We start from the raw sequence: 25,529 nt of genomic DNA on the forward strand, positions 1-25,529 counted from the left end.
CATGCGTGGCTGAAAGGCCCATCCGGCATGAAGCGCAGCCACCCATGGGGTGGCTCTACCGAACCGGGTTGATCGCCGCCCGCGCCGTCTCAACAAAAAACCCCGACCGAAGCCGGGGTTTTTTGATCTCAGCGTATCAGTGATCAGCCGCCGCGCGGGCCGCCACCACGGTGACCGCCGCCACCCGGGCCGCGATTGCCACCGGGACGACCACCCGGGCCGCCGGGACCACGAGCACCGGGGCCACCGGGGCCACCCGGGCCGCGATTGCCGCCCGGACCACGGTTGCCACCGGGACCGCCAGGGCCGCGCGCGTTGGCGCCACCCGGACCACGGGCACCGGGGCCACCTGGGCCGCGATTGCCACCCGGACCACCCGGGCCGCGGTTACCCGCCGGACGCGCGCTGCCGTACGGGCTGGACCCTGGATTGGCGTGATCGGACGGGAAGCTCGGGGCATTGCCCGGATGACCGTACGGATGGCGGGACGGCCCCTGGCCACCCTGGCCACCCTGGGCGCCGCGGTTGCCACCGCCACCGCCACCCGGACCGGCCGGACGACCCTGGCCACCGTAGCCGCCGCGGCTTTCGCCACCGCCGGCATAACCGCCACGACCTTCAGCACCGCCGCCGTAGCTGCCGCGACCCGGGCCGCCTGCGCCACCCGGACCCTTCGGCTTGCCGTACGGACGGCCCTGGCCGCCCGCACCTGCGCCGGCACCCGGACCACGCGCGCCGGGACCACGGGCTGCGCCCGGGCCGGCATTGCGGTGACCGCTCGGGCCGGTGCTGACGCCGTCCGGCACGTACCAGCTGCGGAACGCAGCCGGGTTGCCGTCCGGAAGCGCCCGGTTGCCCTTGTCCGGGCGCGCCTTGAACGGGCGCTGCGACTGCTTGGCCGCTGCTTCGCCGCTGACCGTCAGGCCACCCTTGAAGCCGCCGCCCTTGCCGCCGCGGCCACGACCGCGCTCTTCGCGCACGTTGTCGAAACGACGCAGCTCGCGGCCTTCATCGGCCGAGTTGTGGCCGTTGACGTAAGCGTTGCTCCGGCCGCCGTCGCGCGAGACGCGCACGGTGGTCTTGGCGGCGCGGCGCTGGCCGATCACCGGCTGCAGGGTCAGCGCCGACGGGGCGCCTTCTTCCAGCTTCAGTTCGGCGCGCAGCGCTTCAACCTGCTTGGCCGGCAGTTCGACCGACTGGCCACGCAGCAGTTCGCGCGGCAGGCTGACCTTGCCGTAGCGCGTACGCTTCAGGCGGCTGACCTGGCAGCCCTGCGATTCCCACAGGCGGCGGACTTCGCGGTTGCGGCCTTCCTTGACGACCACGCGGAACCAGTCGTGCGAATCGGTGCCGCCGATGCGTTCGATCTCGTCGAACTTGGCCGGGCCGTCTTCCAGCGCGACGCCACGGGCGAGGCGGTCGACGATGTTGTCCGGCACTTTCTCTTCGCCTTCCGGGGCGCGCACGCGCACCACGTACTCGCGTTCGACCTCGTAGGAGGGATGCATCATCGCGTTGGCCAGCTCACCATCGGTGGTCGCCAGCAGCAGGCCGGTGGTGTTGATGTCCAGGCGGCCGATCGCGATCCAGCGCGCGCCCTTGAGGGCAGGCAGCGCTTCGAACACGGTCGGGCGACCTTCGGGATCTTCACGCGTGGTCACTTCGCCTTCCGGCTTGTTGTAGGCCAGCACGCGGGAAGTTTCGGTCAGCGCGGTGGCAACGAAGCCACGGCCGTCCAGTTCGACTTTGTCGCCGCTCTTGATCGACTGGCCGGTCTGCGCGACCTCGCCGTTGACCTTGACCAGGCCATCGGCGATGCGCTGTTCCAGCGCGCGGCGCGAACCCAGGCCGGCCTGCGCCAGCACTTTGTGCAGGCGCTCTTCGAGCTTGGGCTGTTCGGAGGCGGATTCGCGCTTGAGCGAAAGCTTGTTCAACGACGGCTTGCGGGGGGTGTCACTCATTTACTTGGCTCCGGCCGGCAACGGGTGCGTCGGCCTCTGGTTCGGGATCGGCTTCGTCAACAGCCACGGTCGTCTTCGCGACGGCGTTGTTTTCGGTTTCGTTCTGGGGCGCCGCGCGCTCTCCCGGCGCGGTATCGGGTTCGCCATCGCTGGCGGTCGTATCCGCGTCGTCGTCGGCAAGCGACAACGGCGCATGGGATGGGGTGTCGGAGGCGCCCGCATCCGCGGAGGCCTCGCTATTGTCCGTATCTGCCGGTTGCTCCGCCAGCCGCGCCGAGGCCAGCGCCACACGGGCGGCCAGCCGGGCTGCGCCCGGGTCCGCCGGGCCGGCGGGCTCGGCCGGCGCCAGGGGCGTGTCGTCCTTGGCGGCGTCACTGTCCGGCTCGGCATCCGGTGTCGCAGCGCCTGCGGCCAGGCGACCGGCCGGTTGGCCTTCGTTGTCCAGCGGCAGCTGCGGTTCCAGCTCACCCAGGTCGCGCAGCTCGGACAGCGGCGGCAGTTCGTCCAGGCGCTTGAGCCCGAAATAATCCAGGAAGCCCTTGGTGGTCCCGAACAGCGCCGGCTTGCCGGGCACGTCGCGGTGGCCGATCACGCGGATCCATTCGCGTTCTTCCAGGGCCTGGATGATGTTGCTGCTGACCGCCACGCCGCGGACCTGTTCGATCTCGCCGCGGGTGATCGGCTGGCGGTAGGCGATCAGGGCCAGGGTTTCCAGCGTGGCACGGGTGTAGCGGGTCTTGCGTTCGGTCCACAGCCGGGTGATGTAGCCATGCACTTCACTGGTGACCTGGAAGCGGAAGCCGGAGGCCACTTCGACCAGTTCGACACCACGGTCGTGGCAGCCCTCGCGCAGCAGCTCCAGCGCGCGTTCGATGCTGCCCGGCGGTGCCGGTTCCTCTTCCGGGAACAGGCCCTGCAGCTGCGCCAGCGTCAACGGCTCACTGGCCGCCAGCAGGGCGCCTTCGACAATACGGTTGATCAGTGCTTGATCCATGCGTGGGTCGGGTACTCAGTCGGATTCGTTGGCGGCGTCGGCGTCGTCGAACTCGCTGTTGAACTGCAGCGGTTCGTTGGTGTTGCCGGCGGCCAGGGACTTGACGTAGATCGGCGCCAGCGGAGCTTCCTGGACGATGTCCAGCAGCTGTTCCTTGGCCAGTTCCAGCAGGGCCAGGAAGGTGACCAGCACCCCCAGCTTGCCTTCTTCGGCGGTGAACAGCGTTTCAAACCGGTAGAACCTGCCATCTTCCAGACGGCCCAGCACGTCGCCCATCCGTTGGCGCACGCTCAGCGCCTCGCGTTTGATCGCGTGGCCGGTGAACAGCTCGGCGCGCTTGAGCACGTCGTGCAGTGCCATCAGCATTTCCTTCAGATCCACCGGCGGCGGCAGCTTGACGGCCGCGCGGTCGGGGACGAAGGCATGGACCACGGTGGTGTCGCGGTCCTGGCGGGGCAGGCTGTCGATGTCCTCGGCGGCCTGCTTGAAACGTTCGTACTCCTGCAGCCGGCGGACCAGCTCGGCGCGCGGATCGGCTTCCTCGCCCTCCACGCTGGGTGGCCGCGGCAGCAGCATCCGCGACTTCACTTCGGCCAGGATCGCTGCCATCACCAGGTACTCGGCCGCCAGTTCGAAGCGCAGCTCCTGCATGACGTTGATGTATTCGACGTACTGGCGGGTGATCTCGGCGACCGGGATATCCAGGATGTCCAGGTTCTGCCGGCGGATCAGGTACAGCAGCAGGTCCAGTGGACCCTCGAAGGCATCCAGGATGACTTCCAGTGCGTCCGGCGGAATATACAGGTCCTGCGGAATCTGCAGGACCGGTTGTCCATGCACCACGGCCAGCGGCATTTCCTGCTGCTGTGGGGCGGGCACTCGGGTTGGCGGGTTCGCGTCGAGCGCGAGTTCGGCAGTCATCAAATAGACGTCAGTATTGCAACGGACCGGTCGCCGCACCACGCCAGCGTCCGGAACAGTGCCGGGCGGCAGGATGGCAAGCCATGACACGCCTGGGTCGGCGCGATTCCACACTTCAAACAGCAAGGCGCGCCGCGACGGGCAGCGACAGAACTACGGGGAGGTCGTCTACGTGTGCTGGTGTGGGGCAGTGGATCGGTCGTCGGTCGGCGGTGGAGCCGGTTGCCGACGGGGCGCTGCGTCCAGCCACGTGCAATGGACATAAGACTACGGGGTTGCCGCGCCAGTGTCCAGCCGGCCCCGCTAGAATGCCCGGGATTGATTCAACAAGACCTCGGAGTTGCCCGTGTGGTATGTGATTGAAGGCTATGACGGCACCGATGTGCTGGCCGCCCGTCTGGCGTCGCGCCCAGCCCATCTGGCCCGGCTGCAGGCCCTGCAGGACGAAGGACGGCTGCTGCTGGCCGGCCCGTGCCCGGCCATCGACAGTGAAGATCCCGGCCCGGCCGGCTTCAGCGGCAGCGTGGTGATCGCCGCGTTCGATTCGCTGACCCACGCCCAGGACTGGGCCGCCGCCGATCCTTATGTAGAGGCGGGCATCTACGTGCGCGTCCAGGTGCGTCCGTTCCGCAAGGTCCTGCCATGAACCGGGTCGAGCGCATCCGCCAGGCACTGCAGCAGGCGCTGGATCCGGAGCTGCTGGAGGTCAAGGACGACAGCCACCGCCACGCCGGCCATGAGGGCGCGCGTGACGGCCGGGGGCACTTCAAGGTGCACGTGGTCAGCGCAGCGTTCGAAGGAAAGCTCCCATTGGCGCGCCATCGGGCCGTCTATGCGGCCCTGGGCACCATGATGGAGACCGATATCCACGCGTTGTCCATTCGCGCCGAGACACCGGTCAAAAACCGCTGAAACCCTTGTCCCGCCTTGTCCTGGTCAGTCCCGAACGGGTCGCCCATGGACAGCTTTTGGTTACCGCCGTACGACAGGAGACTAACGTGGTGTTTACATCCGGGTTTGAAAACGCTTACATTCCGCGCCAAGCCCAGATCTCTAAGCCGTGGAGGGCGGCGAAGTGAACAAGGCAGCGATCACTATCAAAGATGTCGCCCGTGAAGCCCGTGTCTCTGTTGCCACGGTCTCGCGCGCACTCAATGGCCATGAAAATGTTGCCGAGCCCGTGCGCAAGCTGGTGCTGGAGGTGGCGGCGCGTCTGCGCTACACCCCGCATGCAGCGGCCAGGAGCCTGAGCAGCCGACGGACCAACACCATTGGCGTGGTGTTGCCCGATCTCTATGGCGAATTCTTCTCCGAACTGATGCGCGGCATCGATGGGGTCGCCCGCGAGCGTCGCCAGCATCTGCTCGTGTCCAGTTACCACGGTGACCAGGAGCAGCAGGGCGCGGCCCTGCGTGCCATGCGCGGTCGTGTCGATGGGTTGCTGGTGCTCTCGCCGTATGCAGAGAGCCCGGGTTTCCTCACCGACAACCTGCCGCAGTCGTTGCCCACGGTGCTGATCAATACCTATCTGCCCGAGCAGGATCATCCGGTGCTGAGCATCGATGACCATGCCGGTGCGATGACCATGACCCGCCACCTGCTGGACGTCGGGCATCGGCGCATCGCCTTCATTTCCGGTCCGGACCTCAACTACGACGCCCGTGAGCGCCTGCGCGGATTCCGCGATGCGCTGGCGGCCTTCGGCGATGCTGCCCAAGGTATCGAGTTGCCCGGTGACTTTGACGAAGCTTCCGGCCATCGCGCCGGACAGGAGTTGCTGGCAGCCGGCACGCTGCCCGATGCGGTGTTCGCCGCCAACGACATGATGGCGCTGGGGTGTCTGTATGCGTTCGCGCAGGCAGGTGTCCGTGTGCCGACCGATGTCGCCTTGGCGGGTTTCGATGACATTCCGCTGGCACGTTTCGTTCACCCATCGTTGACAACGATGCAGGTGAGTATCGCCGACCTCGGCGATAAGGCCGCGACGCGCCTGTTGCAGTTGATGGATGGCAAGAACACGGAAGGGGAGGGTGACAAGCAGACGCTCGTGCCGACCCTGATCGTGCGTGATTCAAGCAAGCCCAGAAACGAGCCGTAGGTCACGACCGTTGGTCATGACGCCTTAAAACAACGCAGTACATAAAACGACAGGGGCCGCAAAGACGGCCACCACCACCCGGAGAGTTACATGACGTATTCCAATCACCGCAATCGCGCACCCGCACGCAGCCTGTTGGCCAGCGCGCTGGTCACCTGCCTGATGCTGGGCGCCGCCCCGAGCGTCATGGCGCAGTCGGCCACCTCGTCGCTGCGCGGCCAGGTCGCTGATACCGCCGCCGGTACCGAGGTCACCGCGACCAACGTGGCCAGCGGCACCGTGCGCCGCGCCACCACCCGTGCCGATGGCAGCTACTCGCTGATGGGCCTGGATCCGGGCACCTACGACGTCGTGGCCAATGGCCAGACCCAGAAGGTGACGGTCACCGTGGCCTCGGCCGCGACCCTGAACTTCAGCGGCGCGCCGGCCAACGGCAGCACCGCCAACGCCACCAACCTGGACACGGTCAACGTGGTTGCGCCGACCCTGCTGCAGGAAGTGCGCACCTCCGAAGTGGGCAAGACCGTCAGCCTGCAGCAGATCCAGACCACCCCGCAGGTGTCGCGCAACTTCCTGGAATTCGCCGACGCGGTGCCGGGCCTGATCTTCACCCGTGATGCCAAGGGCAACACCTCCCTGCGTGGCGGTGCCACCAACTCCGATGGCACCAACGTCTACATCGACGGCGTGGGCCAGAAGAGCTACGTCAAGGGCGGCGGCGTGGCCGGCCAGTCCGGCAGCGCCGGCAACCCGTTCCCGCAGCTGGCGATCGGCGAATACAAGGTCATCAGCGGCAACTACAAGGCCGAGTACGGCCAGGTGTCGAGCGCGGCCGTGACCGCTGCCACCAAGTCCGGTACCAACGAGTTCAAGGGTGAAACCTTCTACCGTTATACCAACGAAGACATGCGCGCCAAGACCCCGGCCGAGCGTCAGGCTGGCCAGACGAAAGAGGCATCGGCCGAGAAGGAATACGGTTTTGCATTGGGTGGTCCGATCATCCAGGACAAGGCCCACTTCTTCGTGACCTATGAAGCCAAGCGCTTCGACCTGCCGGTCACCATCGCACCTGACGGCGCGGTCGGCCCTGCTGCCGCGCTGCTGCCGCCGGAAGGCGCCGCCGGCCTCGGCCCGGCCAGCCAGCCGTTCCAGCAGGATCTGATCTTCGCCAAGGTCGACTTCGAGCCGACCGACAACGATCGCATCGAGCTGACCTTCCAGGACCGTGATGAAACCCAGTCGCAGTTCAGCGGCCAGACCGCCCCGGAAGCCGGCCGTGAAGTGGTCAACACCGACCGTCGTTACGCCCTGCGCTGGAACCACAGCGGCGAGCGTTACTACAACGAACTGATGGTCACCCACGAAGACTCGTTCAACAACCCGACCCCGCTGACCCTGGCCAACGGCATCACCTACACCGCACCGGACGGCACCGAAGACCGCACCGTGGTGAAGATCGGTGGCGCATCGGCGCTGGATTCGCAGGTGAAGGGCCAGAAGGGCTGGTCGATCGAAGACAACCTGACCCTGGATGGCATCCAGTGGGCCGGCGATCACACCATCAAGATGGGCGCCAAGTACAAGCAGATCGACCTGTACGCATCCGATGCCGCGCAGATCAATCCGACCTTCACCTACAGCCTGGGTGATCCGGACTTCCCGTCTTCCATCCCGTACAAGGCGCAGTTCGTCAAGCCGGTGACCGGCGTGTCGGGCGTGTCGGGCGAAGTGCGTTCGAAGTCCAAGCAGATCGGCCTGTTCATCCAGGACGACTGGCAGGTCAACGACCATCTGCAGCTGAACCTCGGCCTGCGTTGGGACTACGAAAAGACCCCGTCCTACCTGGACTTCGTGACCCCGCAGCAGGTGGTCGACGCGATCTACTCGCAGGATCCGCGTGCGGCCGCTGGCCAGACCTACGCCGATTCGCTGGCGCTGGGTGGCCTGAACATCGGCGATTACATCAGCACTGGCCGCAACCGCAAGGCGTTCAAGGATGCCTGGCAGCCGCGCCTGGGCTTCTCGTATGACATCAACGCCGACGAGCAGCACGTGTTCCATGGTGGTGCCGGCCGTTCGTACGACCGCGACCTGTTCGACAACCTGCAGCTGGAAACCACCAAGCTGGCCCTGCCGCAGCCGACCATCTACTTCCGCAACCCGTCGACCGGTACCTGCATCAACGGCCAGGCCGCCTGCTATGACTGGAACCCGAACCTGCTCAACGGGATCGGCAACCTGCAGACCCTGGTCGGTTCGACCAGCAATGCCGGTCTGGAAGTCGATCTGCTGAACAACAACCTCAAAGTGCCGTACTCGGATCAGTTCAGCTTCGGCATGAGCAACCAGGTTGGTGAGTGGCTGACCGATGCCACCATTTCCCGCACCCTGAGCTACGACGGCTTCGCCTTCACCCTGGGCAACCGTTACCCGACCGGCCAGTTCTTCGATGACCCGCGCCTGTGCGGCGGCACCGACCCGGGCCTGAGCCAGGCCTGGAGCTGCAACGTGCCGGGCTTCGGCAGCCTGATCATCGGTCAGCAGGGCATCAAGACCCGTGCGACCCAGGTCCTGCTGTCGGCGCAGAAGCCGTTCACCCAGGAAAGCGGCTGGGGTACCTCGGTGGCCTACACCTGGACCACCGCGCGCCACAACCGCGACATCAACGAGAAGTACGCGTTCGACCGCGGCCTGATCGAGGACTACCCGACCATCCGTTCCAACGGCGCGCCGCGCCACCGCCTGGTGGTCACCGGTTCGTACGCGGGCTTCTGGGGCATCACCTTCGGTGGCAAGGTCACCCTGGCCACGCCGACCGCCGTCAATGACTGGTACCCGGTGCCGCAGGCCAGTGGCTATGACCTGCCGACCCCGCAGGCGGCGGTGCCCACGGCCAATGGCAAGTTCCTGCTGGGTGGCAAGATCTTCGGCTACCGTTCGGTCGATCTGCAGGCCACCAAGACGTTCAAGATGGCGGGCGATACCGAGCTGTATGCGCGTCTGGACATCATCAACGTCTTCAACTTCGACAACTTCGCGACGTACAACTACGTCAAGAGCAACGGCAAGCTGCAGGCCAGCTACAACGAGACCGGCGATATCGTCGGTACGCCGCGCCAGGTGAAGGCTGAAGTCGGCTTCCGCTTCTGATGCAACCACGGCCCCGTCTTCGGACGGGGCCGGTTTCACGGCAATGGCTGGCCTTCGGGCCAGTCCATTGTCCAGGCCGGTGCCACGGAGGGTGGCAGCGGCCTGGGCAATGACCCGCTCGCGAAGGCCACGCATGCGTGGTTTTTTAAAGCAGCGCTCTGTAAACGATTTCAGGTCATTGGACGTTATGCTTCCCAGTCACGAACAACGCACAAGGAGTTGGCCCATGCAGGCACGCCACCTGTTGACCGCTGCGACGATCAGTCTCGCCGCCGTTGCCTGCCAGCCGCAGGCCCAGCAGGAGCCCGCCAAGCCCAAGCCGCCGGTGATCCTGGTCGAGGCGGATGTGCCGCCGCGGCCGATGAAGCCGGAGCTGCCGCCGCTGTTCGACGATATCGAGCGTCGTACCTTCCAGTTCTTCTGGGATACCACCAACGAAGTGAACGGGCTCAGCCCGGACCGTTACCCGTCGCGTCCGTTCGCCAGCATCGCTTCGGTCGGCTACGCGCTGACCGCCTATCCGATCGGCATCGAGAACGGCTGGGTCAGCCGCAATCAGGCGATCGACCGGACCCTGCTGACGCTGAAGTTCTTCCGTGACCTGCCGATGGGCCCGCAGCGCACCGGCAAGGGCGGTTACAAGGGGTTCTACTACCATTTCCTGGACATGCAGGAAGGCCGCCGTTACGACAGCTGGGTGGAACTGTCCAGCGTGGATACCGCGCTGCTGATGATGGGCGTGCTGTTCGCCCAGTCCTACTACGACGGTGACGACGCGCGCGAAAAAGAGATCCGCGAGATCGCCGATACGCTCTACAAGCGCGTGGACTGGCCGTGGCTGCAGCAGCGCGCGCCGCTGATCTCGATGGGCTGGTTCCCGGAGAGCGGCTTCATTGACCACGACTGGATGGGCTACAACGAAGCGATGATGGTCTACATCCTCGCGCTCGGCTCGCCGACCCACCCGGTCAGCCCGGACGCCTGGACGGTCTGGACGCGCACCTACGACAACGACTGGGGCGTCTACCAGGGCCAGGAATACCTGTCCTTCGGGCCGCTGTTCGGCCACCAGTACACGCATGTGTGGGTGGACTTCCGCGACATCCAGGATGCCTACATGCGCGAGCGGGGCAGCACCTACTTCCTCAACAGCCGGTCAGCCGCCCTGGCGCAGCGTGAGTACGCGATCGCCAACCCGATGAACTGGAAGGATTACGGCCAGAACGTGTGGGGCCTGACCGCCAGCGACGGCCCGCAGAACACCACCCAGGAATACCGTGGTGAGCAGCGCCAGTTCCGGCATTACTCTTCGCGCGGCGCCGGCCTGCGCGAGAACTTCGATGACGGCACCATCGCGCCGACCGCGGCGATCTCCTCGATCGTGTTCGCACCGGAAGAAGTCATTCCGGCCGCGGTGGAAATGCACAAGCGCTATGGCGATTACATCTATTCCAGCTACGGCTTCCTGGACTCGTTCAACCCGAGTTTCAACTACGACATCCCGATCAAGACCGGTCGCCTGGTGCCGGATCGCGGCTGGGTGGCCAGCGATTACATCGGTATCGACCAGGGCCCGATCCTGACCATGATCGCCAACTACCGGAATGATTTCGTCTGGGATGTGATGAAGAAGAATCCGCACATCCGCAAGGGCCTGGAACGCGCCGGTTTCACCGGTGGCTGGCTGACGCCGGAAGGCGAGGATCAGCCGATGGAACTGCAGAAAGATGAAAAGGCGGCCTCGGCCCGCTCGGTCGGCATCGCCGAATCGCGTGCGGCCGCGGCGCAGGAACAGAAAAACAATTCCAATTCGAACCGCAACCAGCAGCAGGGGAAGTAAGCAGTGCCATTGTCGTCGCGCCCGAAGCTGGGGTTGAGTCTGTTGCTGCTGATTGCCGGCAGCCTGTTGTTGAGTGCCTGCCGGAAAGAACCGGAAGGGGTCACCGTGCGTTTCTGGGCGATGGGCCGCGAGGCCGAAGTCGTCACCGGCCTGGTGCGCGAGTTCGAGGCTGAAAATCCCGGCATCCATGTCGATGTCCAGAACATTCCGTGGACGGCCGCGCATGAAAAGCTGCTGACCGCGTTCGCCGCCGAAGGGCTGCCGGACGTATGCCAGCTGGGCAATACCTGGATCCCCGAGTTCGCCGAACTCAATACCCTGACCCCGCTGCAGCCCTACGTGGCGCAGTCCAAGGTCGTTGACCCGGCCGACTACTTCCAGGGCATCTGGGACACCAACGTCATCCACGACGAACTGGTCGGGGTGCCGTGGTACGTGGATACGCGCCTGCTGTATTACCGCAAGGACCTGCTCGCCAAGGCCGGCTACGACCACCCGCCGCGTACCTGGGCCGAGTGGAACGAGATGATGGCGGCGATCAAGACGATGCAGGGCCCGAACCGCTACGCGGTGCTGATGCCGATCAACGAGTTCGAGCAGCAGCTGTCCTTCGCCCTCCAGCAGCCCGATCCGCTGCTGCGCGATGAAGACACCCGTGGCAATTTCAGCAGCCCGGGCTTCCGCAGGACGCTGGGCTTCTACGAGAACATGTTCGCGCAGGGCTGGGCCCCGCGCATGTCCGAGACGCAGATCTCCAACGTCTGGGACGAGTTCTTCCGCGGCTTCAACGTGTTCTACGTGTCCGGCCCCTGGAACATCCGCGAGTTCAAGAAGCTGCAGCCCAAGGCGCTGGAAGGGCAATGGGGCACCGCCGCACTGCCGGGTCCGGATGGCCTGGGCGCGGGCATCGCCGGCGGGACCAGCCTGGTGATCTTCCGCGATTCGAAGCAGAAAGAAGCCTCGTGGAAACTGATCGAGTTCCTGTCGCGCCCGGCGATCCAGGAGCGCTTCCATTCGATCATCGGCGACCTGCCGCCGCGTCGCAGCACCTGGGAATATCCCTCGCTGGCCAACGACCCATTGGCGCAGCCGTTCCGCGACCAGCTCGAGCGGGTCAAGCCGACCCCGAAGGTGCTGGAGTGGGAGCGGATCGCCCAGGAAATGCGGATCACCACCGAACAGGTGGTGCGTGGTGGCCTAGACCAGGATCAAGCAGTGAAAGAGCTGGACGAACGCGTGGACAAGGTCCTCGCCAAACGCCGCTGGATGCATGAGCAGCACCGGCAGGAATCCTCCGGGGCGAGCGACACGGCGCACTCCAGTGCCGTGGCCACGGAGGCGGCACCATGAAGCAGCGTTCGCTTGCCGGCTGGATGTTCGCCGGTCCGGCCATTCTGGTCATCGCCGTGTTCTTCGGCTTGCCCGTGTTCTCGGCGCTGGCGCTGAGCATCACCGATTTCGACCTGTACGCACTGGCCGACGGTGACAACCTGCGCTTCGTCGGCCTGGGCAACTACATCGATCTGCTGCAGACCCCGATGTTCTGGAAGTCGCTGTGGAATACCACGTATTTCGTGATCGTCGGTGTACCGCTGTCGATCGCGGTGTCGTTGGGTGCGGCGATCCTGCTCAATGCCCCGGCCGCCCGCTTCAAAGCGTTGTTCCGTACCGCGCTGTTCGCCCCGGTGGTGACCACCCTGGTCGCGGTGGCGGTGATCTGGCGTTACCTGTTCCATACCAGCTACGGCCTGGTGAACTATGGCCTGGGCCATCTGGGCATCAGCCCGATCGACTGGCTGGGCGACCCGAACTGGGCGATGCCGACCATCATGCTGTTCGCGGTGTGGAAGAACTTCGGCTACAACATGGTGATCTTCCTGGCCGGCCTGCAGGCGATTCCGCATGACCTGTACGAGGCCGCGCGTATCGACGGTGCCTCGCGCTGGAAGCAGTTCCTGCACATCACCCTGCCGATGCTCGGCCCGGTGCTGCTGGTGGTTGGCGTGATCACGGTGTCCGGCTACTTCCAGCTGTTTGCAGAGCCCTACGTGATGACGCGTGGCGACCCACTGCAGAGCACCGTCAGCGTGCTGTATTTCATGTTTGAAGAAGGCTTCAAGTGGTGGAACCTGGGGCGCGCCTCCGCGGTGGCGTTCCTGCTGTTCCTGATCATCCTGGGCGTGACCAGCATCATGCTGCGTTTCGGCCGCAAGAGGCAGTTGGTATGAGTCGTGAAATCGGTCAATCGCGCTGGCATGCCTGGTGGGTCAATGGTGGCCTGGTGGTGCTGGCGGTCCTGAGCCTGGCGCCGCTGTTGTGGATGCTGTCGGTGTCGTTCATGCCGACCGGCGAAGCGGCGCATTTCCCGCCGCCGCTGCTGCCGTCCTCGCTGACCACCGCGAACTACCATGAGTTGTTCGCACGCACCGGCATGGCCAACAACTTCGTCAACAGCCTGATGGTGTCGCTGGCGATCACCTTCGGCTCGCTGCTGCTCAACACCATGGCCGGCTATGCCTTCGCCAAGCTGCGCTTCGCTGGGCGCGAGCGCATCTTCCAGCTGCTGCTGGCCGCGCTGGTGATCCCAGCGCAGGTGGCGATGCTGCCGCTGTTCCTGCTGATGAAGCAGCTGGGCCTGGTCAACAACTTCGGCGGCGTGATCGTGCCGGCGCTGGCGACGGTGTTCGGCATCTTCCTGGTCCGCCAGTACGCCCGTTCGATCCCGGACGAGCTGCTGGAAGCGGCCCGCATTGACGGGGCAGGGGAGCTGCGGATCTTCTTCCAGATCGTGCTGCCGATGCTCAAGCCGGTGCTGGTGACGCTGTCGATCTTCACCTTCATGGCCGCCTGGAACGATTTCATGTGGCCCTTGATCGTGTTGACCGATCAGGAGCACTACACTCTCCCGGTGGCCCTGGCCACGCTCTCGCGCGAGCACATCATGGACGTTGAAATGATGATGGCCGGCGCGGTGGTCACGGTAGTTCCGGTGCTGCTGCTGTTCCTGGCATTGCAGCGTTATTACATCCAAGGTCTGTTGCTGGGGAGTGTCAAAGGGTGAAGCATGCCGTCGTCGCGGTGGGTCTGGGTCTGGTCTGGTCACTGGCGGCCTCGGCCGCACCGCCGGCGACGCCGGTGTTGCCCGCACCCAAGGTGCTGGACAGCTTCGATGACATGACCCCGTGGAAGCTGGTCGTCTCCGACCAGGTCAGCGGCTCGCTGCGCAGCGTGGCCGGTAGTGGGGGTGGCCGCGCGCTGTGCGTGGATTACGACTTCCACAACGTGTCCGGCTATGTCGGCATCCGCCGCGAGCTGGGCATCCAGTACCCGGAGAACTACCAGTTCGGCTTCCAGCTGCGCGGCGACTCGCCGGCCAACGACCTGCAGTTCAAGCTCATCGACGCCAGCGGCGACAACGTGTGGTGGGTCAACCGCCCCGGCTATGCCTTCCCCAAAACCTGGACGCCGGTGCAGTACCGCAAGCGCCAGATCGACAAGGCCTGGGGCCCGGAGACCGACAAGACGCTCAAGCGCAGCGCGGCCGTGGAGTTCACGATCTACAGCAAGGTCGGCGGCAAGGGCACGGTCTGTTTCGACCGGCTGACGCTGCAGGGCCTGCCCGCCGCTGACACCTCTTCGCTGAGCCCGTCGGTGATCGCCGATACCGCCACTGCGCTGCAGAACCGCATCGTCGATGGCAAGCCGGACACGGTCTGGATCAGTGGCGGCGTGGCCGAGCAGACCATCAGCCTGGACCTGCACAAGGTGCGCGAGTTTGGCGGGGCGGTGATCGAATGGCTGCCCGGGCTGGAGGCCACGCGTTACGTGGTGCGTTCGTCGGCCGACGGCCGCACCTGGAACACGGTGCGCGAGGTGACCGCCGGTGGGGGTGCCCGCGACTGGCTGGCGCTGCCGGATACGGAGGCGCGCTACCTGCGCTTCGACCTCAAGGGCGGCCCGAGCTGGCGCTACGGTATCCGTGACATCACGCTCAAACCGCTCGACTTCGCTGCAACCCCGAATGATTTCGTCCGTTCGGTCGGTGCCGACCTGCCGCGCGGTTCAGTGCCCCGCGGCTTCACCGGTGAGCAGCCGTACTGGACGCTGCTCGGACTGGATGGCGGCCGCGAGCAGGCGCTGATCGGTGAGGACGGTGCGCTGGAGGTGGCCAAGTCTAGCTTCAGCCTGGAGCCGTTCGTGCTGGTCGACAACAAGCTGCTGAGCTGGGCCGACGTCAAGACCAGCCAGTCGCTGCAGGATGATTACCTGCCGATCGCCAACGTCGGCTGGACCCACGACAAGGCTGGCCTGCAGGTGACCGGCTTCGTGCAGGGCACGCCGGACAACGCGCAGCTGGTCGGTCGTTACACCCTGCGCAACCCGGACAAGGTCGCCCACGAGTACACCCTGGCCCTGGCCGTGCGCCCATGGCAGGTGAACCCGCCGACCCAGTTCCTCAATACCGTCGGCGGCGTCAGCCCGATCAACAACCTGTCCTTCGACCCGACCCATGTCGACGTCAACGGCACGCCGCGGCTGTACCCGGCGCAGGCACCGGACGTGGCGTTCGCCACCGCGTTCGACAGCAAGCTCGACGTGGTGCACCTGGCCAGCGGCAAGCTGCCGGCGACCACCGAGGTCAAGGATGTCACCGGCCTGGCGTCGGGCGCGCTGCTGTACCGCTGGAAGCTGGAGCCTGGCCAGAGCCGCGAGGTCGCCATCGTGCTGCCGCAGACCGGCAACTGGGTGATGCCCAAGGCCTTCGATGCGGCCAAGGCGCAGCAGCAGGTCGCCTCGATGTGGCGGACCAAGCTGGACCAGGTGACGCTGCAGGTCCCCGCGGCCGGCAAGCCGCTGGCCGATACGCTGCGCACCTCGCTGGCGCACATGCTGATATCGCGCATCGGCCCCAGCCTGCAGCCGGGCACGCGTTCGTATTCGCGCAGCTGGATCCGCGATGGCGCAATGATTTCCGAAGGTCTGCTGCGCATGGGCCGCAGCGATGCGGTGCGCCAGTATGTGAACTGGTATGCGCCGTATCAGTTCGACAATGGCAAGGTGCCGTGCTGCGTGGATTCGCGCGGCAGCGACCCGGTGCCGGAGAACGACAGCCATGGCGAGCTGATCTTCAACATCGCCGAGTACTGGCGCTACACCGGTGACACCACCTTCCTGGAGGTGATGTGGCCGCACGTGCAGGGCGCCTACCAGTACATGGAGCAGTTGCGTCTGAGCGAACGCACCGAAGAAAACCGTGCGCGCAACCCCGCCTTCTACGGGATGATGCCGGTCTCGATCAGCCACGAAGGCTATTCGGCCAAGCCGATGCATTCGTACTGGGACAACTTCTGGGCGCTGCGCGGCTACAAGGATGCGGCCATCATCGCCAGCACGCTCGGCAAGGCCGAAGCGATGCAGATCAGTGCGTCGCGCGATCAGTTCCGTGACGACCTGCAGGCGTCGCTGCTGGCGGCGACCGCGCAGCACAAGATCGACTACCTGCCCGGTTCGGCCGAGCTGGGCGATTTCGACGCGACCTCGACCACCATCGCACTGGCGCCGGCCGGCGAGCAGGGGCGCTTGCCGCAGCCGTACTTGAACAACACCTTCGAGCGCTACTGGAGCGAGTTCGAAGCGCGTCGCGATGGCAAGCGCGAGTGGAAGGACTACACCCCGTACGAGTGGCGCAACGTGGCCGCCTTCGTGCGCCTGGGCTGGCGCGACCGCGCCTGGCAGGCGACCGAGTTCTTCTTCAAGGACCGTGCACCGCAGCCGTGGAACCAGTGGGCCGAAGTGGTCTCGCGCACGCCGCGCAAACCGTTTTTCCTGGGTGACCTGCCCCACGCGTGGGTGGCCTCGGACTTCGTGCGTTCGGCATTGGACATGTTCGCCTACAGCCGCGACATCGATGACAGCCTGGTGCTGGCCGCCGGCGTGCCGTCGCGCTGGCTGGAAGGCAAGGGTGTTGGCGTGCAGGGTCTGCGCACCCCGAACGGGCAGCTCAATTACGCGCTGATCCGCAACGACAAACAGCTCACCCTGACCGTGTCGGCCGGCCTGGTGCCGCCGGCCGGTGGCGTGGTGCTGCCGTGGCCGTACAGTGGCGAGCCGGGGGCCACCACCGTCAATGGTGAGCCGGCGGAATGGGTGGGCGGCGAACTGCGCGTGATGCAGGTGCCGGCCAAGGTCGAGATCGAGATTCCGGCGGCGGTACGCCGGGCGGAACGCAAGGCACCGTAATGCGGCAGATGACGATGATGATGCGCGGCCTGCTGGCCGCCGTGCTGGCGTTGGCGCCGCTGGTGGCGCTGGCGCAGGGCGATGGGGCAGGGCAGTCGATGACCATGGTCACCTTCAACCTGCACCACGACCGCGAAGACTGGCCGGCCCGCCGGCAGGTGATCCTGCGCGAGCTGCAGGCACTCAAGCCCGATGCCATCGCCCTGCAGGAAGTGATCCAGAAGCCCCACGTGCGCAACCAGGCCGCATGGCTGGCGCGCAAGCTGGGCTACGACTATCAGTTCGTCTCCACCGATCCGCCGGGCCGTTTCAAGCGCTATGGCAATGCGTTGCTGACACGTCGTCCGGTGCTGTCGCGCAACGACCACTTGCTGGCGCCGCTGGGCGACTACCGCACCGTGGCGCATCTGCGCATCGATGTGGACGGTCGGCCGGTCAATGTCTATGCCACGCACTTGAACGAGCGCTCGGACGAGGTCGGCAGCCGCATCCGTGGAGAACAGGTGGCGGATCTGCTGGCCTTCATCGCGCAGAGCGCAGGCGACGCGCCGGTGGTCGTGGCGGGGGACTTCAATGCACTGGTGGATGCCGGTGATCTGAGCGAGTTGCGCAACCACTATGGCGACAGCTACGGCAGCGTGCACGTCAACAACGAACTGGCCCAGGTCAGCACGCTCAACCGGCACTACTACGACGCGCCCTCGCGCATCGACCATATCTTCTTCCAGCAGGATCGACTGCTTGCCCGTGAGGCGAAGATCCTGTTCGACCAGCCGTACGCCGATGGCCGTTGGGCCTCGGACCATTACGGCGTGTGGACCCGGCTGCAGTTCGCGCCGGCCACCGGAAACGCCGGCGCGACGACGCCCTGAGGTGCGCGCCGCGTCGTCGGTGACGGCGTAGCACGCAAACGGCCGCATCCACGTGTGGCGTGGATCTGCATTTGATGTATCCCGTGCAGGATCCACGCGTGGCGTGGGTCTACCCTTGTTGCATCCGATGGCCTGTGTAGATCCACGCCATGCGTGGATTGCTCTCAGTGCCGCCCTCATGACCGCCTGACGCACCCGCTGCCTGCGCCATCCCCCCCCCAAACGCAGACAGCGGCCCGAAGGCCGCTGTCTGTTTGTTGCGTCACTCACTCAGGATCAGAGCGTGTCTTTCTTTTCCTGGTCGGCCTTGTCGCCTTCCTCGGCCTGCGGGGCATCGGTGGGGATGTCCTCGCGGGCTTCGGCCTGCGCGGCCTGTTCGGCGGCGTTGGTCGCGGCCGGGGTTTCGCTGGCGGCCGAACCGAACAGCTGGCCGTTGTGCACGACCGGGCCGGCCGGGGCCGATTCGGTGCGGGCCTGCGGGGCTGCCGGCTGTGCCGGGGCCTGGGTCGCATCGACGGCATCCAGCATGCTGGTCTGCACCGGTGCGACGGTCGGCTCCTTCACTTCCTGCGGGGCGGTCTCAACGACCGGAGCCGCCGGAGCAGCAACCGGAGCCGGAGCCACCGGTGCAGCAACCGGAGCCGGAGCCGCCGGAGCAGCAACCGGAGCCGGAGCCACCGGTGCAGCAACCGGTGCCGGAGCCGCCGGAGCAGCAACCGGTGCCGGAGCCGCCGGAGCAGCGACCGGGGCCGGAGCCGCCGGAGCCGGCCTCGGGCTTTCCACGAACGGCACCGGGTCGTTGTAGGAGGCCGGGGCCTTCTCAGCGACCGGCTCGACGGCCGGCGCAGCGGCCTTCTCGACGACCGGAGTCGGGGCCTTCTCGGCCACCGGTGCCGTTACCGGGGCCGGCTCTGCATGACCGGCGGTCACGACCGGGCTGCTGACCACGGCGACCGGAGCGGCGGCAGCAACTGCCGCCACCGGGGCCGGGCGCGGGGCCTGGACCGGTGCGGGGGCAGCGGCCGGCGCGTTGCCGGATTCGTCGTCGAACTCGAACTCCGGCTGCGGCTGACCGTTGTTGGCCACCTGACGCTCGGTCGGGGCAGCGTTGCCGCTGTCCTGATCGCCGTCTTGGTCGTCGCCATCGTCATCCAGACCGTTGTCATCACCGTTCAGGCCATCGCCGCCGGCAGCCTGCTCGCCATTGCCACGACGACGACGACGGCCGCCGCGACGACCGCGACGACGGCGCGAGGCGCCTTCACCGGTACCGTCTTCGGCATTGGCCGGCGCATCACCCTGTTCGGTGGCGTCGGTATCGCTCAGCTGTGCATCCTCGGCCGGGGCGGCCTTGGCCGTTTCCTGGACGTGGGCGGCCGGCGCGACGGCATCGGTGGTCACCACGGCCGCCGCAGCGATCACGGCGGCGTCGGCAGCGACCGGTGCAGCGGTGGTCGGCTTGGGTGCATCGACCTGCGGCTGGCGCGCGGGCTTCTCGCTCACGGCCGGCTTGTCGCCGTCGTTCTGCTGCGGCTTGGCCTGGCCGTTCTGGCCCTGCTTCTGCTTCAGCTTCGGCTGCTGCTGGTCATTGCGCGGTTCATTGCGCGGCTTGGCCGGCTGCTGCTCGTTGCGCGGCTTGCCCTGGCCGGGTGCCTGCACCTGTGCCGCATTGCCATTGGCCGGTGCGGCGGTGTCCTGGCGGCGTTCGTCGCGACGCTCGCCCTTCGGGCCGCGTTCGCCACGCTCACCACGGTCCTTGCCACGGCCCTGCGCCTGCGCATTGCCGTTGCCACCACGTTCGCCACGCTCATCGCGGCGACCGTTGCGGTCCTTGCCGTTGCGATCCTTGTTGCGACCGTTGCGGTTGCCGTCCTGGCCCGAGCGGTTGCTCGGCTGCGGTGCGGCGGCCGGGGCCGGTTCGCCACCGAAGATGCGCTTGAGCCAACCCACCACGCCGGTTGCCGCCGGGGCGGCAACGGGGGCGGCGACCGGGGCCGGTGCGGCTTCCGGTTCCGGGGCTTCACGCACCGGGGCCGGCTGGCTGTGCTTGACCTGGGTCACCACCGGGGCGACCGGGATGTTCAGCTGGGCCTTGGTCAGTGCATGCACCGGCAGCTTGCGCGGGGTACCGCGCTGGTAGCTCGGCTTGCCGCTTTCCTCGCCCAGCTCGTTCTCACGCAGGCGGGTCACTTCGTAATGCGGGGTGTGCAGCTGCTCGTCGGCGACGATCACGATCGGCGCGTCATGGCGCTGTTCGATCTCGCGCAGCGCGCTGCGCTTTTCGTTGAGCAGGTAATTGGCGATCTCGACCGGGGCCTGGACCAGCACCTGTCCGGTGTTCTCCTTCATCGCATGCTCTTCAGCCACGCGGATGATGGACAGCGACAGCGACTCGACGCTGCGCATGCGGCCATGGCCGTCGCAACGCGGGCAGACGATCTGGCTGGATTCGCCCAGGCTCGGACGCAGGCGCTGGCGGCTCATTTCCATCAGGCCAAAGCGCGAGATGCGGCCCAGCTGCACGCGCGCACGGTCGTACTTGAGCGCGTTCTGCAGGCGGTTCTCGACTTCGCGCTGGTGCTTGTTGGAGGCCATGTCGATGAAATCGATGACCACCAGGCCACCCAGATCGCGCAGGCGCAGCTGGCGGGCCACTTCTTCAGCCGCTTCCAGGTTGGTCTGGAAGGCGGTGTCCTCGATGTCGCTGCCCTTGGTGGCGCGCGAGGAGTTCACGTCGATGGCGGTCAGCGCTTCGGTCTGGTCGACCACGATCGAGCCGCCCGACGGCAGGCGGACGTTGCGTTCATACGCGCCTTCGATCTGCGATTCGATCTGGAAGCGGTTGAACAGCGGGATGTCGTCCTTGTAATGCTTGAGCTTGCGCAGGGTCTGCGGCATCACCTGCTGCATGAACTCCTGGGCGGTCTCGTACAGCTCTTCGGTGTCCACCAGGATCTCGCCGACATCGGCGCGCAAGTAGTCACGCAGGGCGCGCACGATCAGGCGCGATTCCTGGTAGATCAGGAACGAGGCCGGCTTGGTGAGCGCCGCTTCGGCGATCGACTTCCAGACCTGCAGCAGGTAATCCAGATCCCACTGCAGCTCTTCGGCATCGCGGCCGACGCCGGCGGTGCGGATGATCACGCCCATGTCGTCGGGGATGTTCAGCTTGTCCAGTGCTTCTTTCAGCGCGGCACGGTCTTCGCCCTCGATGCGACGCGAGACGCCACCGGCGCTCGGCGAGTTCGGCATCAGCACCATGTAACGGCCGGCCAGCGAGATGAACGTGGTCAGGGCAGCGCCCTTGTTGCCGCGCTCTTCCTTGTCCACCTGGACCACGACTTCCTGGCCTTCACGCAGCAGTTCGCGGATGCCGGCCTTGTTGTGGTCGACGCCAGCCTGGAAGTAATCGCGGGAGATTTCCTTCAGCGGCAGGAAGCCATGGCGCTCACCGCCGTATTCGACGAAGGCCGCTTCCAGTGAAGGCTCAAGGCGCGTGATGCGACCCTTGTAGATGTTCGACTTTTTCTGTTCCTTGGACGGCTGTTCGATGTCGATGTCGTACAGCGTCTGGCCATCCACGATGGCTACCCGCAGCTCTTCAGCCTGCGTGGCATTGATCAGCATTCGCTTCATTCTTGCGTTCCTCGCGCGCTGCTACCGCGCGGAACGCCATGGGGTTTCGCTTCTGGTCACGCTTCACCGCCCATCGCGCATGCGCGGGGAGGGCGGTTTGGGTTTCCAGCGCTACAACACCACGGCAGGCCGCGGGAGCGCTTCATTTGTTTTGGTTTGGGTGTAACGGGGCCGGAGGCAGCTTTCAGCCAGGCTGGAGCGCCACAGGGACATGTTCAGCGCGAATGCGTGTCAGACATCCGGCGATGGCCGGGACCGCCGGTGAGCCGCTAACATGGCCGCCCCGGGGGCGGTGGCTGCGCACTGTGCCGGAATCGCGGGAAGTCGGGCTTCTGGCCCAGAGCAACTTCCAACGAAATCAATCCCTTATCTCGCCCGCCGAGTGTAACAGAATAAAAGGCCAATGACCGTTACCGAGCCCACCCCCAAAGCCGCTGAAGCCATGACCAGCGTACGTATCATCACTGTCCCGGCCGACCGCGCCGGGCAACGCCTGGACAACTTCCTGCTCGGCCAGCTCAAGGGTGCACCGCGCAGCCTGATCTACAAGCTCGTCCGCAGTGGCCAGGTCCGCGTCAACGGCGGCCGCGCCAAGGCCGAGCGCAAACTCGAAGGCGGCGACGAAGTCCGGGTCCCGCCGGTCCGCCTCAACGAGGAGGGCGACAAAGCCGGTCCGCCCGCTGCGTTCATGAAACGGCTGGAAGATGCCATCGTGTTCGAAGACGATCGGCTGCTGGCGCTGAATAAGCCGTCTGGCGTGGCCAGCCACGGCGGCAGCGGCATCAGCTTCGGCGCGATCGAAACGCTGCGCGCCCTGCGCCCGGGCAAGACCCTGGAGCTGGTGCATCGGCTGGACCGGGATACCTCGGGCCTGCTGATCGTGGCCAAGAAGCGCTCGGCGTTGAGCGAGCTGCAGGCGCTACTGCGTGAAGACCACGGCGCCGGCATCCGCAAGCGCTACCTGACCCTGCTGGCCGGCCGGATGCCCGATGGCACCATGACCGTGGACGCCCCGCTGCACGTGGGTTTGCGCCAGGGTGGGGAGCGGCATGTGCAGGTGAATCCGATCGGCAAGGAGTCGATCAGCCACTTCAAGGTGCTGGAGCGCAAGGGCGGGCATTCATATTGCGAGGTCCGGATCGAAACTGGCCGCACCCACCAGATCCGCGTGCATGCCCAGCATCTGGGTCACCCGGTGGCCGGTGACGACAAGTACGGCGATCCGGACGTCAACAAGCGGCTTCGTGAGCAGATCGGCCTGAAACGGCTGTTCCTGCACGCGGCCTCGCTGGAGTTCGCGCTGGACGCGGGCAAGACGCCGTATCTGATCAATGCACCGCTGGCCGAGGAGCTGGTCGAGGTGTTGAACCGGTTGAAGTGAGCGCCGGCAGATAACGCCGTGCCGAATGGAGGGTAGTGCCGGCCGCTGGCCGGCTCTGCACCGTCACCATTTGAACAACACCAGGCTGATCGCCAGGCTGCCCATGCCGGCCACCAGGCCGTACACGGTCTCGTGGCCCTTGGCGTAGCGCTTGGCCGCCGGCAGCAGTTCGTCCAGGGCCAGGAACACCATCACGCCCGAAATGATCCCGAACACCCAGCCGAAGGTGGCGTGGTTGAGCACTCCTGAGAGCACCACATACCCGATCGCCGCGCCGATCGGTTCGGCCAGGCCGGACAGCAGGCTGGCGCCGAACGCATAGAACTTGTTCTGCGTGGCGAAATAGACCGGGACCGCGATGGCGATGCCCTCGGGGATGTTGTGGATGGCGATGGCGAAGGCCAGCGGCATGCCCACCGACGGGCTTTCCAGCGTAGCGAAGAACGTGGCCAGGCCCTCGGGGAAGTTGTGCGCGGTGATCGCCACCGCCGTCAGCAGGCCGACCCGCTTGATGTAGGCCTTGTTGTTGTCGCGGAACAGGGGGTCCTGCTTGTCCAGGCTTTCGTGCGGGTTCGGGATCAGATGGTCGATCACCACGATCAGCAGCACGCCGACCAGGAAGGCGGCCGTGCCGTAGGCAAAGCCCATCCGGGCGTCGTACGCCTGGGTGAACGAGTCGATCGCCTTGTTGAGGATCTCGGTCAGCGAGACGAAGACCATGGCGCCACCGGCGAAGGCCAGGCCGAACGCCAGCAGGCGCGGGTTGGGCCGGCGTGAGAACAGCACCATGAGGCTGCCCAGCGCGGTGGCCAGGCCGGCGGCCAGGGTGACCGCCAGGGCGATCCATACGTTTTCACTGGAAATATCAGGCATCCGCCAACGCGTCCTTGTAGAAGTGCAGCGCGCCCCGGGCAACAACACCGGGGCGCGGAGTAGGGAACACGAGGTTTGCGGCGGCTGACCTCAACACAACGCGGCGATCAGCCGCCGCGGCGCAGCCGTTCTTCGACCGCGAAGCACTGGTCCGGCTTGGGCTGCGGCGGGTTGAAGCTGACCGGCACCTGGATCGTGGTCGGGACCGTCTGCCCGGCGCGGGTGGCCGCCTTGAACTGCCAGGCCTGTACGGCCTTCTGCGCCTGCTCGTCGAGCTGGGCGTTGCCGCTGCCACTGGCGAGCTGGACCTGGCTGGGCTGGCCGTCGGCGGCGATGGTCACCTTGAAGGTGCTGGTGCCGCCGATTCCCTGGCAGGCCAGTTCGATCGGGTACTCCGGCGGCGGCGTCTTGACCGCGGCGACCTCGGTGGGCGCAGCGACCGGGGCGGCCGGTTCGGCGGGTGTCTTGTTGCAGCCGGCCAGGGCGGCCAGGGCAAGGCTGGATAGCACGATGTACTGCAGTTTCATTGGCTTACTCCGTCAGGGCCGAGGCTTTCGCCGCGCAGATGAAGTCGTTCTCGCTCAGGCCGCCCACATCGTGGGTGGAAAAGCGCACCACGGCGCGGTCGTAATGCACGCCCAGGTCCGGGTGATGGTCTTCACGATGGGCCACCCAGGCGAGCGCGTTCACGAAGGCCATGGTGCCGTGGTAGTTGTCGAAGCGGAAGGTACGGGTCAGCGCTTGGCCGGCCTCGGCCAGCTCCCAGCCGGGAATCTGGGCCAGCAGCTCGGTGACCCGGGCGGTGCCGAGCTTGTGGTCGCTGCCTTTGCGTGGCACGCAGTGGGCTTGCGCCAGCGGAATCAGGTCGGCCATGGGTTCCTCCACATCTGTATGACTGAACAATGCGCGGTCCGGTGTATAAACCGAATGAGCGCATCACAAGGGATTGGCTAGAATAGCCCGATGATCCAGATATCCGACACTGCCCAATCCTATTTCCGCAAGCTGATCGAACGTGAGGCCGTGCCCGGCATGGGTGTGCGCCTGACCGCCGTCGATGCGGGTACCCCGCGCGCCGATGCCCGCCTTGAGTTCGCTGATCCCAGTGAACTGCTGGGTGATGAGTGGGCGGTGGACTGCGATGGCTTCACCCTTTACGTGGCCGCCGCCAGTGTGGCCTGGGTCGATGGCGCCGAGATCGATTTCGTCACCAATGCCACCGGCAGCCAGCAGTTGACCATCAAGGCGCCGAAGATCAAGGGCGAGGCGCCGACCGAAGGCTCCTCGCTGGTCGAGCGCGTGCGCTGGGTGGTGGAGAACGAAGTCAATCCACAGCTGGCGTCGCACGGTGGCAAGGTCGCGGTGCAGGAAGTTTCCGCCGATGGCGTCGTGCTGCTGCGTTTCGGCGGCGGCTGCCAGGGCTGCGGCATGGCCGATGTCACGCTCAAGCAGGGGATTGAAAAGACCCTGATGGGGCGGGTGCCGGGCATCACTGCGGTGCGCGATGCGACCGACCACGAGAGTGGCGACGCGCCGTACATTCCCCGCGGCACGGCAGCCTGA

The 25,529-nt window shown here is 66.2% G+C and carries 19 protein-coding genes; 12 read left to right on the forward strand and 7 right to left on the reverse strand.

Features of this window, described 5'->3' with window-relative positions:
- Nucleotides 1-143: 143 nt before the first annotated feature.
- Genes EDF74_RS14670 through EDF74_RS14680 form a run of 3 tightly spaced genes read right to left on the reverse strand, consistent with a single transcriptional unit; the run spans nt 144 to nt 3,876 of the window.
- The gene (locus EDF74_RS14670) at nt 144-1,961 is read right to left on the reverse strand and encodes a pseudouridine synthase (RefSeq protein WP_123730750.1); all 1,818 of its coding nucleotides are present in this window, start codon (nt 1,959-1,961) and stop codon (nt 144-146) included.
- On the reverse strand, nt 1,954-2,955 hold the full coding sequence (gene scpB, locus EDF74_RS14675; RefSeq protein ID WP_123730751.1) for an SMC-Scp complex subunit ScpB: 1,002 nt from the start codon (nt 2,953-2,955) through the stop codon (nt 1,954-1,956). Before scpB ends, EDF74_RS14670 begins: the two co-directional genes overlap by 8 nt.
- Before the next feature lie 15 nt (nt 2,956-2,970).
- Nucleotides 2,971-3,876 (reverse strand): segregation and condensation protein A, encoded by a 906-nt coding sequence (locus EDF74_RS14680; protein ID WP_123730752.1) that lies wholly within the window; start codon nt 3,874-3,876, stop codon nt 2,971-2,973.
- A 346-nt stretch (nt 3,877-4,222) separates the two neighbouring features.
- Here EDF74_RS14680 and EDF74_RS14685 point away from each other — a divergent pair, with 346 nt between their 5' ends.
- The 10 genes from EDF74_RS14685 to EDF74_RS14730 all read left to right on the forward strand — a co-directional run bounded on the left by EDF74_RS14685 (nt 4,223) and on the right by EDF74_RS14730 (nt 18,076).
- Nucleotides 4,223-4,522, forward strand: coding sequence for a YciI family protein (locus EDF74_RS14685; RefSeq protein WP_123730753.1), 300 nt, complete (start codon nt 4,223-4,225; stop codon nt 4,520-4,522).
- Nucleotides 4,519-4,788 carry a BolA family protein gene (locus EDF74_RS14690; RefSeq protein ID WP_121038102.1) on the forward strand — a complete coding sequence of 90 codons (270 nt, stop codon included), beginning with the start codon at nt 4,519-4,521 and terminating at the stop codon, nt 4,786-4,788. Before EDF74_RS14685 ends, EDF74_RS14690 begins: the two co-directional genes overlap by 4 nt.
- Before the next feature lie 148 nt (nt 4,789-4,936).
- Nucleotides 4,937-5,974, forward strand: a complete 1,038-nt coding sequence (locus EDF74_RS14695; RefSeq protein WP_123730754.1) for a LacI family DNA-binding transcriptional regulator — start codon at nt 4,937-4,939, stop codon at nt 5,972-5,974.
- A 90-nt stretch (nt 5,975-6,064) separates the two neighbouring features.
- Nucleotides 6,065-9,124, forward strand: coding sequence for a TonB-dependent receptor (locus EDF74_RS14700; protein WP_123730755.1), 3,060 nt, complete (start codon nt 6,065-6,067; stop codon nt 9,122-9,124).
- Between the two features lie 226 nt (nt 9,125-9,350).
- Nucleotides 9,351-10,964: a glucoamylase family protein gene (locus EDF74_RS14705; RefSeq protein ID WP_123730756.1), complete on the forward strand. Its 1,614-nt coding sequence runs from the start codon at nt 9,351-9,353 to the stop codon at nt 10,962-10,964.
- 27 nt (nt 10,965-10,991) lie between these two features.
- Nucleotides 10,992-12,314: a sugar ABC transporter substrate-binding protein gene (locus EDF74_RS14710; protein ID WP_260232287.1), complete on the forward strand. Its 1,323-nt coding sequence runs from the start codon at nt 10,992-10,994 to the stop codon at nt 12,312-12,314.
- The gene (locus tag EDF74_RS14715) at nt 12,311-13,192 is read left to right on the forward strand and encodes a carbohydrate ABC transporter permease (RefSeq protein WP_123730758.1); all 882 of its coding nucleotides are present in this window, start codon (nt 12,311-12,313) and stop codon (nt 13,190-13,192) included. The genes EDF74_RS14710 and EDF74_RS14715 overlap by 4 nt, the downstream gene beginning before the upstream one ends.
- Nucleotides 13,189-14,025 (forward strand): carbohydrate ABC transporter permease, encoded by an 837-nt coding sequence (locus EDF74_RS14720; RefSeq protein ID WP_123730759.1) that lies wholly within the window; start codon nt 13,189-13,191, stop codon nt 14,023-14,025. Before EDF74_RS14715 ends, EDF74_RS14720 begins: the two co-directional genes overlap by 4 nt.
- On the forward strand, nt 14,022-17,204 hold the full coding sequence (locus tag EDF74_RS14725) for a discoidin domain-containing protein (RefSeq protein WP_123730760.1): 3,183 nt from the start codon (nt 14,022-14,024) through the stop codon (nt 17,202-17,204). The genes EDF74_RS14720 and EDF74_RS14725 overlap by 4 nt, the downstream gene beginning before the upstream one ends.
- Entirely contained in the window at nt 17,204-18,076 is an 873-nt protein-coding gene (locus EDF74_RS14730; RefSeq protein ID WP_123730761.1) for an endonuclease/exonuclease/phosphatase family protein, read from the forward strand. Before EDF74_RS14725 ends, EDF74_RS14730 begins: the two co-directional genes overlap by 1 nt.
- 276 nt (nt 18,077-18,352) lie before the next feature.
- On the opposite strand, the gene EDF74_RS14735 is transcribed toward EDF74_RS14730, so the two are convergent.
- Nucleotides 18,353-21,712, reverse strand: coding sequence for an Rne/Rng family ribonuclease (locus EDF74_RS14735; protein WP_123730762.1), 3,360 nt, complete (start codon nt 21,710-21,712; stop codon nt 18,353-18,355).
- Nucleotides 21,713-22,115: 403 nt separating this feature from the next.
- Between EDF74_RS14735 and EDF74_RS14740 the strand changes: the two genes are divergently transcribed.
- On the forward strand, nt 22,116-23,093 hold the full coding sequence (locus EDF74_RS14740) for an RluA family pseudouridine synthase (RefSeq protein ID WP_026069733.1): 978 nt from the start codon (nt 22,116-22,118) through the stop codon (nt 23,091-23,093).
- A gap of 63 nt (nt 23,094-23,156) precedes the next feature.
- Here EDF74_RS14740 and zupT read toward each other — a convergent pair whose 3' ends face one another.
- The 3 genes from zupT to EDF74_RS14755 all read right to left on the reverse strand — a co-directional run bounded on the left by zupT (nt 23,157) and on the right by EDF74_RS14755 (nt 24,839).
- A complete protein-coding gene (zupT, locus tag EDF74_RS14745; RefSeq protein ID WP_123730763.1) occupies nt 23,157-23,966 on the reverse strand; it encodes a zinc transporter ZupT in 810 nt (269 codons plus the stop codon).
- 107 nt (nt 23,967-24,073) lie between these two features.
- Nucleotides 24,074-24,493: an energy transducer TonB gene (locus EDF74_RS14750; RefSeq protein ID WP_123730764.1), complete on the reverse strand. Its 420-nt coding sequence runs from the start codon at nt 24,491-24,493 to the stop codon at nt 24,074-24,076.
- A 4-nt stretch (nt 24,494-24,497) separates the two neighbouring features.
- Nucleotides 24,498-24,839, reverse strand: coding sequence for a 4a-hydroxytetrahydrobiopterin dehydratase (locus tag EDF74_RS14755; protein ID WP_019182889.1), 342 nt, complete (start codon nt 24,837-24,839; stop codon nt 24,498-24,500).
- Nucleotides 24,840-24,929: 90 nt separating this feature from the next.
- On the opposite strand from EDF74_RS14755, the gene EDF74_RS14760 reads away from it, so the two are divergent.
- Nucleotides 24,930-25,529, forward strand: a complete 600-nt coding sequence (locus EDF74_RS14760; protein ID WP_123730765.1) for an NfuA family Fe-S biogenesis protein — start codon at nt 24,930-24,932, stop codon at nt 25,527-25,529.

This window comes from Stenotrophomonas rhizophila (genome assembly GCF_003751305.1).
Lineage (GTDB): Bacteria > Pseudomonadota > Gammaproteobacteria > Xanthomonadales > Xanthomonadaceae > Stenotrophomonas > Stenotrophomonas rhizophila_B.

What these genes read in the sequence shown, in the direction of transcription:
- EDF74_RS14670 (WP_123730750.1), bottom strand. Translation starts at nt 1,961, where the DNA reads ATGAGTGACACCCCCCGCAAGCCGTCGTTGAACAAGCTTTCGCTCAAG.
- scpB (WP_123730751.1), bottom strand. Translation starts at nt 2,955, where the DNA reads ATGGATCAAGCACTGATCAACCGTATTGTCGAAGGCGCCCTGCTGGCG.
- EDF74_RS14680 (WP_123730752.1), bottom strand. Translation starts at nt 3,876, where the DNA reads ATGACTGCCGAACTCGCGCTCGACGCGAACCCGCCAACCCGAGTGCCC.
- EDF74_RS14690 (WP_121038102.1), top strand. Translation starts at nt 4,519, where the DNA reads ATGAACCGGGTCGAGCGCATCCGCCAGGCACTGCAGCAGGCGCTGGAT.
- EDF74_RS14700 (WP_123730755.1), top strand. Translation starts at nt 6,065, where the DNA reads ATGACGTATTCCAATCACCGCAATCGCGCACCCGCACGCAGCCTGTTG.
- EDF74_RS14705 (WP_123730756.1), top strand. Translation starts at nt 9,351, where the DNA reads ATGCAGGCACGCCACCTGTTGACCGCTGCGACGATCAGTCTCGCCGCC.
- EDF74_RS14715 (WP_123730758.1), top strand. Translation starts at nt 12,311, where the DNA reads ATGAAGCAGCGTTCGCTTGCCGGCTGGATGTTCGCCGGTCCGGCCATT.
- EDF74_RS14720 (WP_123730759.1), top strand. Translation starts at nt 13,189, where the DNA reads ATGAGTCGTGAAATCGGTCAATCGCGCTGGCATGCCTGGTGGGTCAAT.
- EDF74_RS14730 (WP_123730761.1), top strand. Translation starts at nt 17,204, where the DNA reads ATGCGGCAGATGACGATGATGATGCGCGGCCTGCTGGCCGCCGTGCTG.
- EDF74_RS14735 (WP_123730762.1), bottom strand. Translation starts at nt 21,712, where the DNA reads ATGAAGCGAATGCTGATCAATGCCACGCAGGCTGAAGAGCTGCGGGTA.
- EDF74_RS14740 (WP_026069733.1), top strand. Translation starts at nt 22,116, where the DNA reads ATGACCGTTACCGAGCCCACCCCCAAAGCCGCTGAAGCCATGACCAGC.
- zupT (WP_123730763.1), bottom strand. Translation starts at nt 23,966, where the DNA reads ATGCCTGATATTTCCAGTGAAAACGTATGGATCGCCCTGGCGGTCACC.
- EDF74_RS14750 (WP_123730764.1), bottom strand. Translation starts at nt 24,493, where the DNA reads ATGAAACTGCAGTACATCGTGCTATCCAGCCTTGCCCTGGCCGCCCTG.
- EDF74_RS14755 (WP_019182889.1), bottom strand. Translation starts at nt 24,839, where the DNA reads ATGGCCGACCTGATTCCGCTGGCGCAAGCCCACTGCGTGCCACGCAAA.
- EDF74_RS14760 (WP_123730765.1), top strand. Translation starts at nt 24,930, where the DNA reads ATGATCCAGATATCCGACACTGCCCAATCCTATTTCCGCAAGCTGATC.